The organism is Burkholderia sp. SIMBA_062, assembly GCF_046534765.1.
GTDB classification, from domain to species: domain Bacteria; phylum Pseudomonadota; class Gammaproteobacteria; order Burkholderiales; family Burkholderiaceae; genus Burkholderia; species Burkholderia ambifaria.
The window spans coordinates 265,100-278,566 of the sequence record NZ_JAWRYD010000003.1 but is presented as its reverse complement, the minus strand read 5'-3'; the positions used below and the strand labels follow the sequence as shown (position 1 = coordinate 278,566).

The following is a 13,467-nucleotide window of genomic DNA, read 5'->3' as shown; positions in this document are numbered from 1 at the left end:
CTATGCTATTACCAAGTTGAGGACAACAAGATGGCAAGGCCGCGTGAATTTGATGAAAGGGATGCGTTGTTGCAGGCAATGCGGGTGTTCTGGAGCCAGGGTTATGAGGCGACATCGCTGGCCGACCTGCTAAAGGCTACCGGCCTGAGCAAAAGCAGTCTCTACGATACGTTTGGAAGCAAACGCGAGTTGTTCTTGGCTGCATTCGAGGTCTATCGGCTGGAAAGAATGCGAATGCTCGACGGTTACCTGACGAGCGAGTCGACCGCGTTCGCGTCGATTCAGGCGTTCTTCGAGATGGTGGTTGAGCATGCGCGCCGGGATGAGCGGCCATTCGGCTGCATGAGTTGTAACGAGGCCGTTGAATTCGGCCCGCATGACGAGGAGGTGCAACAGCTCGTCGAACGGGATTTCCGCGGCATCGAAGATGCGCTGGCAGGTGCCATCGAGCGCGGTAAGGTCGATGGGTCGATTCCCCGTACGAAGGATGCGCGGAAGCTCGCGCGCTTTCTCACGGTAACGCACCAGGGTCTGCAGATCATGGCCCGCTCCAAAGCCGACGTCGGTCGACTCGACGACGCGCTGGCCGTCATGCTCGAGGCGCTGCAGTAATAGATTCCCACCTTCGGGTGGGCTTTATTTGATTTGTTTTGGACCGATTGGTCCGTTATTGAGAAGGAAGGTCACAAATGGCTACGAATTCGCTCGATCAACTGCTTTCCCCGGTACAACTGGGTGCGTATACGCTGCGTAATCGGATGGCGATGGCGCCGCTGACGCGTAGTCGTGCGGGTGCTGGCGATGTAGCGACACCGTTGGTCGCGGAATACTACCGACAACGCGCCAGCGCCGGTTTGATTATTACCGAGGCATCGCAAATCTCGGCGCAGGGTAAGGGATATCCGCGGACGCCGGGGATTCATTCGTCCGAGCAAATCGCCGGCTGGCGGCAAGTGACTGATGCAGTGCATGCCGAAGGCGGCCGCATCTTCCTGCAGCTCTGGCACGTCGGTCGACTTTCCCATCCGTCCGTGCAGCCGAACGAAGCGCTGCCGGTCGCGCCTTCCGCGATCAAGGCTGATGGCGAGATCTTCACGTCGACGGGGCCCAAGGCCCTCGTGACGCCGCGCGCGCTCGAACTCGACGAAATTCCTGGTGTCGTGGCCGACTTCCGGAAAGCAGCGGAAAACGCGAAGCTCGCCGGCTTCGACGGGGTCGAGATTCATGCGGCGAACGGTTACCTGATCGACCAGTTCCTGCGCGACGGCGCCAATGTGCGGACGGATGCCTACGGTGGCTCGGTCGAGAATCGCGCGCGCTTCCTGAAGGACGTAGTGGAAGCTGTTGTGCCGGTGTTCGGTGCAGATCGAGTTGGCGTGCGCCTGTCGCCGATCTTCAACGTTTTCTCGATGAGCGACAGCGATCCGACGGCGACGTTCGGGTACGCAGCCGAAATGTTGAGTCAGTATGGGCTTGCCTATCTGCACGTGCTCCAGCTTGGCGAAGGCGAGTTCGATTTCCGCGAACTGAAGTCGCGCTTTGGCGGCACCTATATCGCGAACGGCGGGTATGACGCGGCGCGCGCTGAGGCGGCAATCCAGAGCGGCGCGGCCGATATCGTGTCGTTCGGAACGTTGTTCCTGGCGAACCCGGATCTCGTGCGCCGCTTCGCGCTGGGCGCGCCGCTGAATGAAGCCGATCGCGACACGTTCTACCAGGGCGAGGAGCGTGGCTACACGGATTATTCGACGCTGAACGAAGCCGAGTTGGCATCGGCGAAGTAACAGCATGCGGATGGGCATCCGGTTGCGATGTCCATCCGCTGGCCCCGAGTGATTTGTGAAGGCAGGAAGGAGGAACGAAACAATGCGACAGAAAATTCTCGTGACGGGCGCGACGAGCACCATCTCGACCGCTGTCATTGAATTGCTGGCATCCGCGGATTGCGATATCCGTGCTCTAGTCAGAAACGCATCGAAGGCGGGAGCACTGCGAGCCCTCGGCGCAGAACTGGCGGTTGGTGATCTTGAAAAACCCCGGACACTGAATCAGGCATTCGCGGGCATCGATACGGTGTTCATGCTGACGCCGCCCGGTCCTCGAGCGCCTGAGCAAAGCTCGAACGCACTGTGGGCTGCCCGCCAAGCGGGTGTTCGGCGAATCGTTCGCCTGTCGGCGTTCGGCGCCGCTCACGACGCGCCCACGATCAATAGCCGTTTGCACGCGCTGTCGGACAGCGAACTCATTGCGTCGGGAATCACGTACACGCTTCTGAAGCCGCATTTTTTCATGCAGAACCTGCTGACCGCGGCAGCGAGTGTTGCACAAGACGGTGTGCTGCCACTGCCACTTGCAGACGGAAAAATGGCGCTCATCGATACACGGGATATTGCGCGCTTCGCTGCGCGTGTGTTGATGTCGGATGGACACGAAAACAAGGCTTATACGTTGACGGGGCCCGCATCGATTTCGATGAATGAGGTGGCCTCTGCAATTGGCGGGGCCATTCGGCATCCGGTCAAATACGTTTCGATTTCGCTTGAGGAGGCGCTCGATGGCATGGCGAGCTTGGGCCTCGACGAATTCACGTTGAATCTGTTGCATGATTATTTTGCCGCATACAGTCGCAACTGGGGCGACGTCGTCACCGACGACGTACCGCGCGTGCTCGGTGAACCGGCTAAGTCGATCGACGACTTCGCGCGAGACTATGCGGGATCATTCAGCAACTCGCGCACGGCCTGAATTAAACGAAAGGCGCGACGTCTCCAAACTGTGATCCGACCGGATCGTCCGGCGAGTTTGCGGTAGTGGTACCGACGTCGGTCATCTATAGGTGTTGCTGTCGCTCCCCAGGGACTGCCGGCAAACTGCACGCCGGGTTGTCAAACTTCGTGCGTGTGTTTGCCGGGGCGGCGGGGACGTCCATCGCAACGACGGCATGGAACGATCGGGTCGTTCTGCATCATGCTCGACTGGCCGAAGTTGCGAACCCCAACAACTCGGCCTTCGTTGATTCGATCGCCAACATGCAAGCATTGATGCATTCCGACTCACCCCAGGCATTGAGCCTGTTCGAAGCATCGTTGAACGCGCAGGCGACCATGCTTGGCCTAAATGACATCTTCTGGATATCGTCGGTGATCCTTATTGCCATCATTCCGTTGATCTGGATCACGCGACCCAACCGGAGCGCGGCGTCCGGGGCTGCAGCAGCGGGCGGGCACTGATAGATTGATGTGTGAGACATCCGCGCGGCACATTCGGGGGCGCTCCATCGCAGTCCGTAACAAATAGGCGGGACGGAGTCCTTTAGTCAGGCCGTGGGTATGCGGGGCTTATCGTTGCCGCAGAAGAGAGCGAGTCGGAGGGGACTCGCGCGCAAATCGAATCGCGGGCTTACGTGCCGTGATTGTCGATTTCTTACTTCGACCTCTCCCGAATCGATGCTATCGCTTCGCGTCCGGCTAGGTACGCCAAATACATTTCCAGGCAGCGCTGAAACAGTTCGTACCCCGCTTCTGTGACCGTGACGCAGCGTGTCGTTCGTTCGAGGAGTGCGGTTCCGGCACATTCTTCGAGCATCGACACGACACGGCTGAGCGTCGACTTGCTCGCCCCCGTCTCCTTGGCGGCATCTGTGAAGCTTTTATGTCTCACGATGCTGGCGAAGTACACGAAGTGGTTTGGCTCGATCCGAGTTTCGTTGCAAAGATCTGATTTCATCTCAGTAGAGTCGACATGTAGGCCACCTCTGCAAAGAGGCGTGGATTGACGCTTCGTGCAGCGACTGGAACATGGGTCCGATCGTGCAGATTTGCCTCCAGGGCATGCGTGTCTACCGTTCAGGACCGATCGGTCCAATATAATCGAAGGCGGACGCTGAGTGAAGCGTGTCGGCACGAAACACTGTTGCGAAACGTAAGCGATTGATTACTGCTGCGCCTCCTCTCGCGATGCGTCGATCTACCAACATTGCTCGCGGAAAGCCGCATCTGGATTGATTCGAACCGACACCGCGGCAGCGCTGACAGAGGTATTGAGCCAGCACGTCGCCGGCAGCGGCATCGCCTATTTCTGGGAGCAGCAGCTTCTCAACACGCCTGTTGCCGCCTGAGTCCGGCCTCCTTGGGGAATGAAACCGTACGCGCCCGACCACGGGTGAAGTAGGTCGGCCGTGGCACGACATTCCCTTCTCATCACGCTCACAGTCGGGCGGCCGCATGAGAGCTGCGCCTGCTTTCGACCAGCCCGACTGTATCCGCACCTCACGCCAGCAAGCACGCGATCAGATCATGCGTCGTGCGCACCTCGTACTTCCGCAGCAAGCTCGCGCGATGAATGTCGACCGTGCGCGGGCTGATGTTCAGCTCCTTGCCGATCTCCTTGCTCGTCAGGCCGTGAACCAGGAATGCCGCGACGTCGCGCTCGCGATCGGTCAGCGTGCTCGTGACGTCGGGATGCTTTGCGCTCTGCGACAGGTCGGTGAAGGTCCAGACGGCCAGCTCGAACGGCCGCTTCGGGTTGTATCCGAAGCCGCACACGGTGACCCAGAAATGGCTGCCGTCGACCCGGCGCATGATGCGATCGTCGCTGAACCCGGCATGTTTCGCGAGCAGCGGCGCGAGGCGCCGGCCGGTCGTCGCGAAGTCCTTCTGCTGCGGATACAGCTTCGCGAACGACTGGTCGATGATGTCGTCACGGGTCGCCCGGAACAACTGCAGCGCCTTCTCGTTGCAGTCGATCATGATGCGCTCCCTGGCCACGATCGCCGCGACGGGCAGATGTCGGAAGAGATCTTCGTAATCGAGACGGGGCGTCGTGTCGGTCATGTTCGGCATCGTGGCGATGGGCCCGAATCGCGTTCGGACCAAGGCTATCGGGCAGGTTCGCTCCCGCCGGATTGTAGCGCTTGCCGAATACTCACCCGACCCGAAAGAGCGCGCCCGTCGTCCAGACACCGGTATCCGGATCGACGTCGATGGGCAATTGCGGGTGCGTGGTGGGTGCGTTGGTATTGGGCGATTCAACCGTTCCAGACTTCGCCGAATACCCGCAGCCAGTTTTCGCCCATCACCTTTTTAATGCGCGATTCGCTCCAGCCGGCGCGCTGCATCGCGGCCGTGAGGTTCGGGAATTCGCCGATCGTGCGGATTCCTTGCGGATTGACGACGTTGCCGAAGTCCGTCAGACGACGATAGCGGCCCTTGTCGTGCGTGATCCAGTCGAAGAACTCGGTGCTGTAGCCCTGCGTGAAGTCCGTGCCGATACCGACCTTGTCCTCGCCGATCACGTCGATCACATATTCGATCGCTTCGAGATAATCGTCGATCGTCGCGTCGGCGCCGCGCCGCAGGAACGGCATGAACATCGTGACGCCCACGAAACCGTTGGCCTCCGCGATCTCGCGCAGTTGATCGTCCGTCTTGTTGCGCGGATGCTCTTTCAGGCCGGACGGACAGCAGTGAGAGTAGGTGACCGGCTTCGTCGAACAGGCGATCGCGTCGGACGACGTCTTCGCGCCGACGTGCGACAGATCCACCATGATGCCGACCCGGTTCATCTCCTGAATCACCTCGCGGCCGTAGCCGGACAATCCGCCGTCCGGTTCGTAGGAGCCCGTACCGACGAGGTTCTGCGTGTTGTAGCAGAGCTGCACCACGTTCACGCCGAGTTCCTTGAACACTTCGATGTAGCCGAGGTTGTCCTCGAATGCATACGCGTTCTGGAAGCCGAAGATGATGCCCGTCTTGTTCTCCTGCTTCGCACGCAGGATGTCGTCCGTCGTGCGCACCAGCGTGAGGATTTCACTGTATTCGCGGATGTGCTGCTTCATTTCCGCGATGTTGTCGATCGTCTTCTGGAAGTCGTCCCACACGGAGACCGTGCAGTTGACGGCCGTGACGCCGCCCTTGCGCATGTCTTCGAACACCGAGCGCTCGAACTTGGAAATGTTCAGGCCGTCGATGATGATGCTGGATTCATGAAGGCTCGTCATCGTGTCGCTCCGTGCGTCGATGTGTTGCGGGACGGCCGCTCAAACGGTGCGTTCGACACCGCGCTTGGCGGACTGGGCAGTTCTGCCGGTTGCCGGGCCGGCTTCCTCGAGTGCCGTCTTCGACGTTTCCGGCAGCGACAGACCGCCGATCATCGCGAAGATCGACACGGCGATCAGGTAGTACGCAGGCGACAGGTTGGTGCCGGTCGCGGAGATCAGCCACGTGGCGACGAGCGGGGCGGTGCCGCCGAAGATCGTGTAGGCGAGGTTGTAGGTGATCGCGGACGCCGTATAGCGGGTTTTCGTCGCGAACACTTCCGACATCAGCGGTGCCGTCACCACGCCCGAGAACACCGCGCCGATCGCGAGCAGCGCGACGCCGATCAGCGAGTGCGACAACACGCCCGAGCCGCCCAGCGAGAAGGCGGGATACACCGACACGATGATGAAGATGCCGGTCGTGGCGATCGTCGCGCGGCGGCCGACGAGGTCGGAGAAGAGGCCGGCGACCGGGCACAACGCCGCGGCGAAGAGGAGGGCCAGCACCGTCACGAGGAGCGACGTGCCGCGCGACAGGTGCCCGGCCACTTGCAGGTAAGTCGCGAAGTACGTCGTGAACGTGTAGAAGGACAGCGCCGTCACGGACACGAACGCGCCGAGCTTCAGGATATTCCTCGACTGCGAATGCAGCGTTTCCATCAGCGGGGCATGCGCAATGTCGTGCTTGCCTTCGAGCGCCTGGAACGCGGGCGTTTCATTCAGGTTGACACGCAGGTAGACGCCGATGAGGCCGACCGGTGCCGCGATCAGGAACGGCACGCGCCAGCCCCACTCGATCATCGCCTGCGACGACAGCGACGACTCGAGCAGATAGGCGACCACCGCCGCGCAAGCGAACGACGAGAAGGTCGATACCGGCACGAAGCTGCCGAAGAATGCGCGCCGGCGGCGCGGCGCATGTTCCATCACGTACGCGCATGCGCCGGCGTATTCGCCGCCGGCGGAAAAGCCCTGCACGCAGCGAATGATCGTGAGCAGCAGCGGCGCCCAGTAGCCGATGCTCGCGTAGGTCGGCAGCAGGCCGATCAACGTCGTCGAGCCGGCCATCATCAGGATCGTCAGCGCAAGCGTGCGCTTGCGGCCGATCCGGTCGCCGATGACGCCGAAGATGAGGCCGCCGAGCGGTCGGAATGCGAAGGCCACCGCGAAGACGGCGAACGTCTTCAGGAGTCCGATCGTCGGGTCGCCGCTCGGGAAGAATTCGCGCGTCAGGATGGTGGCGAGAAAGCCGTATGCGGCGAAATCGAACCATTCGACGAAATTGCCGATCGACGCTGCAGCGATCACGCGTCGTAGCGTTCTGGTGTCGACGTCCTGGGTGGTCATGGTCGTGTCCTCTTCGTGTGGGGCGCTTTGGGTCGCGTCGAAACCCATGGTAGGGAGGACAATTACCTAGGTCCATACGTGTCAATTACCTAGGTAATCGGGGGCGGGGCGGGGCTGACGGGCGATCGGCCCGACGGTCGGATGGGCATACGAAATGGGCAAGCCATCCTATTCGGCAACCGCGCGCGTGTTCGGGCGCCAGGCGAAAAGCCGCGCCCGCAGCGTGGCGGAAGACAAGCGCGAGCAGGCCGCGGGTTTCGGTAGGGGCGGGTGGCGAGGCGGGTGGTGGCAGGCTTGGCAAACGCCAAGCCTGATTCATCGGAGGAATGACGCCGGCCATCGCGTCACGGCAGCGGGGCGAACGGTCGTCCGGCCGCACCGCGCGAGTATTGGGCTGCCGCCATGGGCCGGTGCGCCTCTGCGGGCGACGAGCGAACCTATGAACGGCGGAAGGGTTCGTACACGATCGACGAAGAGAACGGCGTCAGAATAAAAGCCCCAGCATTGCCGCCTTGACCGCGGCTTCGGTCTTGTTGGTCGCGTTCAACTTGCGCATCGCATTGACGAGGTGAAATTTGACGGTGCGGTCGTCGACATGCATGATTTTGCCGATCTCGGCGTAGGTTTTCCCCGCGGCAGACCATTGCAGCGTCTCGCGCTCGCGAGCAGTCAACTCGACCGCATATTCGGGCACGAACTTCGCGAGCAGATGCATGCTCATCGCATAGTTGGCCATGTTCGCGAGCCATGACATCTGGTAGCCCTTTTCCGCGAGCTCGCGCTCGTCGATCGGCTCGCCCGATCGCACCATGGTCACGAGTCCGATCGCCCCGGTGCGGCTGATGGACGGCATGCACCAGCCGTGGCGCAAGCCATGGTGTTCCGCTTCGTCCCAGAACTCGACGCTCTGTGTCTCGGTATCGGCACGCCAGATCAACGGGCTCATCTGACTGAGCCCATGCCGGACCGTCGGGTCGACGGCAAAATAGTTCTGGCTCACATAGCGGTCGACCCACGTCTGCGGATAGTTGGACTGCAGCATGAACTGCGGCTTGCTGACCGGCAACGGAACGCGCAGACCGAACGAACAGTACTCGAATCCAAGTGCCCGCACATCGGCCGTGAACTCCAGAAACACGTCGGCCGCGGATTTTGCCGTAGCGTATCCATTCAGATACTTCTCTCTCCAGGCATGCATATCATTCCCTTGCGGTCAATCTTGCCCACGAAGGCGGGCTATATCGTGTGGTTGGTGCGTCGACCGGTTTTTTCAACAAATTATTCAAAAGGGCGTCTCATTGTTTCAAGGATCGAGTTGCAGGCATGGTGTGTTCGCGAATTTTCTGCGTGATGGCCGATTCACGTGGGTCCGCGCTCGATATTGATGGCTCGAGTTGTGGGGTTGGCAGGTGGGCATGGCTACTTGTACATCCTGATAATGCGATGGCATTGTCGGGATGATCTGTAATAATTGTAACTAATAGGCACACGATCACGCCGGCTATCACGAATCACAACGCGGGCGCACGACAAGCGTTGCAATGGCCTTCGCCTAGCCGATAGCCGCGAATCTTGCCAAACTATGCGGCAGCGATTTTAACAGGTGCCACGTCGAGAGAACGGACATGCCAGAAAAACTGAACGATGGATACGTACGATTGACCTTGCCGGCGTTTTACGCGCTGCGCTTCCGTCAGCATATGTGTCAGCAAGCCCCGAACGTGTTGCATGACTTGTGGGGCGAGGGCATCAGCGCCGTCAACGCCGGCTACTACGAACTGGTCTGCACCGAAACACGACCGACCGCGAGCGTCGGCTGCGTATGGCATGTGGCGGTGGGCCAGTCCGACGTGAGGGTCGGCAAGGACGACGTCAGCAGCAACGTGATGCTTCTCGACAGGAACGGTGACGATTACGGAGCGCGATACAGCCAGGAATTGATCCAGGGCTGGCTGTGCTCGGGTGTCCGTCAGCGCGAACTTGAATCGGCCATTTTCGCAGGTTACTGATTTTGATTTTCAATGCATAGGGTTATCTTGCATGAAACCCTATGCTTCGCGGCATACCATTCATGCGGCTCCGCCCCCGATTTCCGTCGATCCTCCTGGTCGGTATGGCAATCGCGCAATGACGGCTGTGGTCATCCATGCCGTGACATAGCCCTCCGATAATCCAGTGCGCTCCGGCCGGTTTTTCCGACCGACTCGCGTGGTGCCGCCCGTTGAATTCCAACCCCCCATTTGCACGGCGTAGTGTCCCAGCGCACTCGCCGCGAAGAATTTCGCCCGAACGCCCGACCCTGCCCGTTCGGGCAGCTTTTTTGACTTGGCAATTTCGGGTCCAATTCGCGCTAACAATTCTGAGATGAGAGAGCGAGGGCATTTACGATGCTGACTTTATTGTCGGGAAGAAGCGCTGATTTGAGTCGCGGGACGATGAATCGACTTGCGGAGTTTCGGCATAAAGTCTTCATACGGGAACTCGGATGGTCATTACCCACCGACGACGGCATCGAGTTTGACGACTTCGATCACGCGGACACCCTCTATGTCGTCGCTTGCGACCGCAACGGCGAAATCGTCGGATGCGGCCGGCTGCTGCCGACCGATGAGCCGTATCTGCTCGGCGAGGTGTTTCCGAATTTGATGGGCGGCGCATCGCTTCCGTGTACACGCAACGTGTGGGAACTGTCCCGCTTCGCGATGAGCATGCCGCGCGGCGAGTCGTTGACCGCGGAAGAGTCGTGGCAAAACACGCGCGCCCTGATGTCCGAAATCGTCCGTGTCGCGCATGCACATGGCGCCAACCGTCTCATTGCCTTCTCCGTGCTCGGCAACGAACGGCTTCTGAAGCGCATGGGCGTCAATGTGCATCGCGCTGCTCCGCCGCAAATGATCGACGGCAAGCCGACCTTGCCGTTCTGGATCGAGCTCGATGAGCAAACGCGCGCGGCGCTGAACATCGACGCGCTGGAACCCGGCGTGCCGTTCAACCTGTCGCGCGCCCCGCATATGTCGCACGCGTTCGGACAAGCGGTGTGAACGCTGATGCGCACGCACCGGGAAGCACTACGGTCCGCCGCAGCCGTGCCCCGGTGCAATGAATTAACTCAAAGGGTGTGCCCTGAAGATGAAGAGAGTGTTAACGACGTGGCTCGGCTGGTCCCGGCCCGAAGGGGGAAGGTGAAATGACGCTTCGAGTGGTAGTAACCGGTATCGGCATTGTGTCCCCCTTGGGTTGCGGTAAGGAATTGGTGTGGCAGCGCTTGATTGGAGGCGCCTCCGGGCTGCGCCGGCTCGGCGACGACATCGTCGCTGACCTGCCCGCCAAGGTCGGCGGGACCGTACAGGGCAAGAGCGACGATCCCGACGGCGGGTTCGATCCGGAGCTTTCGGTGCCGAACAAGGAACTGAGGAAGATGGATCGCTTCATCCAGATGGCGATGGTCGCCGCGGACGAGGCGCTCGCTGAAGCCGGATGGGCGCCGCAAACCGAGCATCAGCGCGAGCGCACGGCGACGGTCGTGGCATCGGGCATCGGTGGATTTCCCGGTCTGGCGGAGGCGGTCAGGATTGGCGAGACGCGTGGCGTGCGGCGGTTGTCGCCGTTCACCATTCCGTTCTTTCTGTCGAATCTGGCGGCTGGCCAGATTTCGATCAAGCATCGGTTTCGCGGGCCGCTCGGCTGTCCCGTGACCGCCTGTGCGGCGAGTGTGCAGGCGATCGGCGATGCGATGCGCCTGATCCAGAACGGCGAGGCCGATGTCGTGCTGGCCGGCGGCGCCGAAGCGGCCTTCGACAAGGTCAGCCTGGGCGGATTCGCGGCGGCGCGCGCGCTGTCGACCGGTTTCGGCGATGAGCCGATCCGGTCCTCGCGCCCGTTCGACCGCGATCGTGACGGCTTCGTCATGGGCGAGGGGGCCGCGATGCTGGTGGTCGAGTCGCTGGACCATGCCATCGCACGCGGCGCCAGCCCGATCGCGGAAATCATCGGGTATGGAACCACGGCGGACGCCTATCACATGACCGCCGGACCCGACGACGGATCCGGCGCCATGCGGGCGATGAAGCTGGCGCTTGCAATGGGCGACGTCGCGCCGGAACAGGTGGGCTACGTCAACGCGCATGCGACTTCGACGCCAGTCGGAGACTCCGGAGAAATCGAGGCGCTGAAAACCGTCTTCGGCGTGGGTGCCGGTCCGGCGATTTCCTCGACGAAGTCGGCAACCGGGCATTTGCTTGGGGCGGCGGGCGCCATCGAAGCGGCGTTTTCCATTCTCGCGCTGCGCGATGGCGTGATGCCCGGCACGCTGAATCTCGAGCACCCCGACGAAGCTGCCGCCGGCCTGGACCTGATCGGGCCATCCGCACGGCGCGTTCCCATCGAGATCGCACTCTCGAACGGGTTCGGGTTTGGCGGCGTCAATGCATCGGTGCTGTTCAAACGGTACCCGCCGGACAGCTCAGCCTCGGCGCATTGAACGCAGACGCTCGCAGTCGGCGTGCCATTCGATATTTAGAAAGGATTGCGAAGCGTCGGTCATCGGCGCTACGTCGCGGTCCGCATACGGCCCCGCCATTCGATGGCGAGGTCGCGTCACGTGCCATCCGGGTTCCAGTCGTCATCCAAAGGGAAAACTTTCCGTGTTAGACACCCTCATCGTGGGCGCCCGCTGCGCGGGCGCCACACTCGCGATTCATCTGGCGCGCGCCGGCAAGCGCGTCCTGGCGATCGACGCGGGCAATCTCCCGAGCGACCAGCCATTGTCCACCCACTGGATCTCGCCGTACGGCATGGCGCTGCTGGACGAACTGTCTCTGGGCGACAAGGTGCGCAGCTTCGCGCCACCGGTGCCCAGCATGATGTATGGCGTCGACGAGGTGACCGGCCGCGTCGAGTATCCGGTCGGCGGACGTTGCTCGTGCCCGCGACGCATGGATCTCGATGCGCTCCTGCTGGACGAGGCGCGCATCTCGGGGGCCGAGGTCCGTACGCGGACCAAGCTGGTCGGCCTGCTGCGCGACGGCGGGCGGGTAACGGGCGCGGTGGTCGAACATGGCGGAACCCGTGAAGAAATTCGGGCGCGGCTCGTGGTGGGCGCGGACGGTCCGCACTCGACCACGGCGGAACTCGTGGGCGCCGACGAGTATCACGACTACGACTGCCCCCGTGCGATTTACTGGGCCTACTGGCCGCGGCCGGACTGGTTCGACGACGATCCACGCTATCAGGGTGGCGCGATGAACTGCGTCTTCGGCGACGATATCGTCTTCGTCTTCCCGACCAACCGCGATCTGTTGCTGATCGGCGTGGCTTTCGCGAAAACGCAGTTGCCGGAGTGGAAAGGGCGCGTGCTCGAAAAGCTCATGGAGACGCTGAGAGCCAACCGTCACACGGCTCCGCTGATTACCGGCGCGCCTGCGAGCAAGGTGCTCGGCGCGTTGAAGCTGCGCTTTTTCTTCCGTCAGGCGGCAGGGCCGGGCTGGGCCCTGGTCGGCGACGCGGGCCTCTTCATGGACCCGTCCCCCGGGTTCGGGATTACCGATGCGCTGCGCGACGCACGCGCGCTCGGCCGAGCGATTGCCGAGGGCGGCGACGACGCGCTGGTGCGCTACTGGCGTCAGCGTGACGCGACGTCGATCGACCTGTTCGAATACTCCCGCAGTCGCGGCGCCCTCGACCACAACAACCCGCTCAGCCGGATCCTGTACGGCAAGCTGGCGGCCGATCCGGTGCTGCAGGCACGCTTGCTCGCTTCGCAGAATCGCGAGTGCTCGCCGTTTGCGGTATTCGATCGGAGCGATATCAAGCAATGGGCAGACGAGGCCGTTGCGCGCGGCGAGATGGGCGTGATCCAGCCTTTGATCGACATGTCCCGGCGAGGCGAGGCGATCCGCGCCGAGATGGCATTGCGCCAGCGTCTGGCCGAGGAAGCCCGTTCCAGCCGGCCGCAGGCGCTCGAGCCTGACGAGATCGAATCGCTCGCGGTCGGCAGCGATCACGACGTTCGCGTGAAGGAGTCCATATGAGCGCGGAACACCAGTGCGTGGTCGTTTCGGCCACGCGATTTCAAGCCACGGCGG

Annotated in this window: 12 protein-coding genes and 1 pseudogene; 8 read left to right on the top strand and 5 right to left on the bottom strand. The window is 61.8% G+C overall.

Annotated features, from left to right (window positions below; translation table 11 throughout):
• Positions 1-30: 30 nt before the first annotated feature.
• The 4 genes and pseudogenes from SB786_RS04620 to SB786_RS04605 form a co-directional block, all read left to right on the top strand.
• Positions 31-612 (top strand): TetR/AcrR family transcriptional regulator, encoded by a 582-nt coding sequence (locus SB786_RS04620; protein WP_410726397.1) that lies wholly within the window; start codon positions 31-33, stop codon positions 610-612.
• Between the two features lie 77 nt (positions 613-689).
• On the top strand, positions 690-1,784 hold the full coding sequence (locus tag SB786_RS04615; RefSeq protein WP_410726396.1) for an alkene reductase: 1,095 nt from the start codon (positions 690-692) through the stop codon (positions 1,782-1,784).
• Between the two features lie 82 nt (positions 1,785-1,866).
• Complete coding sequence (locus SB786_RS04610) at positions 1,867-2,745, top strand: SDR family oxidoreductase (RefSeq protein WP_410726395.1); 879 nt, start codon at positions 1,867-1,869, stop codon at positions 2,743-2,745.
• Between the two features lie 131 nt (positions 2,746-2,876).
• Positions 2,877-3,230, top strand: a pseudogene (locus tag SB786_RS04605) (EmrB/QacA family drug resistance transporter); the annotation flags it as partial.
• A 193-nt stretch (positions 3,231-3,423) separates the two neighbouring features.
• On the opposite strand, the gene SB786_RS04600 reads toward SB786_RS04605, so the two are convergent.
• The 5 genes from SB786_RS04600 to SB786_RS04580 all read right to left on the bottom strand — a co-directional run bounded on the left by SB786_RS04600 (position 3,424) and on the right by SB786_RS04580 (position 8,522).
• A complete protein-coding gene (locus SB786_RS04600; protein WP_410726394.1) occupies positions 3,424-3,726 on the bottom strand; it encodes a LysR family transcriptional regulator in 303 nt (100 codons plus the stop codon).
• Between the two features lie 542 nt (positions 3,727-4,268).
• Positions 4,269-4,841, bottom strand: coding sequence for a LuxR C-terminal-related transcriptional regulator (locus SB786_RS04595; RefSeq protein ID WP_410726393.1), 573 nt, complete (start codon positions 4,839-4,841; stop codon positions 4,269-4,271).
• A 185-nt stretch (positions 4,842-5,026) separates the two neighbouring features.
• Entirely contained in the window at positions 5,027-6,019 is a 993-nt protein-coding gene (locus tag SB786_RS04590) for a dipeptidase (protein ID WP_410726462.1), read from the bottom strand.
• An 18-nt stretch (positions 6,020-6,037) separates the two neighbouring features.
• The gene (locus SB786_RS04585; RefSeq protein WP_410726392.1) at positions 6,038-7,384 is read right to left on the bottom strand and encodes an MFS transporter; all 1,347 of its coding nucleotides are present in this window, start codon (positions 7,382-7,384) and stop codon (positions 6,038-6,040) included.
• Positions 7,385-7,868: 484 nt separating this feature from the next.
• Entirely contained in the window at positions 7,869-8,522 is a 654-nt protein-coding gene (locus tag SB786_RS04580) for a helix-turn-helix transcriptional regulator (RefSeq protein ID WP_410726391.1), read from the bottom strand.
• Positions 8,523-9,009: 487 nt separating this feature from the next.
• On the opposite strand from SB786_RS04580, the gene SB786_RS04575 reads away from it, so the two are divergent.
• The 4 genes from SB786_RS04575 to SB786_RS04560 all read left to right on the top strand — a co-directional run bounded on the left by SB786_RS04575 (position 9,010) and on the right by SB786_RS04560 (position 13,413).
• The gene (locus tag SB786_RS04575) at positions 9,010-9,393 is read left to right on the top strand and encodes a DUF4902 domain-containing protein (RefSeq protein ID WP_410726390.1); all 384 of its coding nucleotides are present in this window, start codon (positions 9,010-9,012) and stop codon (positions 9,391-9,393) included.
• Between the two features lie 378 nt (positions 9,394-9,771).
• The gene (locus tag SB786_RS04570; RefSeq protein ID WP_410726389.1) at positions 9,772-10,425 is read left to right on the top strand and encodes an acyl-homoserine-lactone synthase; all 654 of its coding nucleotides are present in this window, start codon (positions 9,772-9,774) and stop codon (positions 10,423-10,425) included.
• A gap of 146 nt (positions 10,426-10,571) precedes the next feature.
• Positions 10,572-11,864, top strand: coding sequence for a beta-ketoacyl-ACP synthase II (fabF, locus tag SB786_RS04565; RefSeq protein WP_410726388.1), 1,293 nt, complete (start codon positions 10,572-10,574; stop codon positions 11,862-11,864).
• Positions 11,865-12,027: 163 nt separating this feature from the next.
• On the top strand, positions 12,028-13,413 hold the full coding sequence (locus tag SB786_RS04560; protein ID WP_410726387.1) for an NAD(P)/FAD-dependent oxidoreductase: 1,386 nt from the start codon (positions 12,028-12,030) through the stop codon (positions 13,411-13,413).
• Positions 13,414-13,467 lie beyond the last annotated feature (54 nt).